Annotated in this window: 1 protein-coding gene; it reads right to left on the bottom strand. The window is 45.8% G+C overall.

What is annotated here, in order from left to right:
- Positions 1-225 (bottom strand): hypothetical protein (locus M3661_RS29950; RefSeq protein WP_251491383.1); only part of this gene is annotated, 225 nt, incomplete at its 3' end.
- Between the last annotated feature and the right edge of the window lie 181 nt (positions 226-406).

The following is a 406-nucleotide window of genomic DNA, read 5'->3' as shown; positions in this document are numbered from 1 at the left end:
ATCATACTTCATCGATTTATGGACACCGGATAGATTACTGAATGTCGCCGTTTGCCGAATATCTACATCCTTTTCCTGCGTGAACGACCCGTAGAACGAAGACGTAACCTTGACGGTCACGTGAACCTGCTGGTCGGTCGATTCAGCAGGATTCGACGACTGCTGCGCAAAGGCTGCGACGGGAGGAAGCGCGGCAAGAGCTACTGCCGAAAACAGAAATTTCACAAGCACCTCACTATCTGGGTTTTCGATGAACTGCATACCGGTTTACGACAGTATTACTTCCAGATTTAGGCATATTCGGTAAAAAATGGCGCGTGGGTTATTAAAAATATATACGTAACGCATATCGAAATGATGATAACCAGCGAGAATACCGTCGAGAATTTTTGTGTGTAGGGAAAAG

This window comes from Paenibacillus sp. MER 180 (assembly GCF_023713665.1).
Classification (GTDB): domain Bacteria; phylum Bacillota; class Bacilli; order Paenibacillales; family Paenibacillaceae; genus Paenibacillus_B; species Paenibacillus_B suaedae.
Note: the sequence above shows the minus strand (reverse complement) of the source record. Positions and strands in the feature narration are given on the sequence as shown.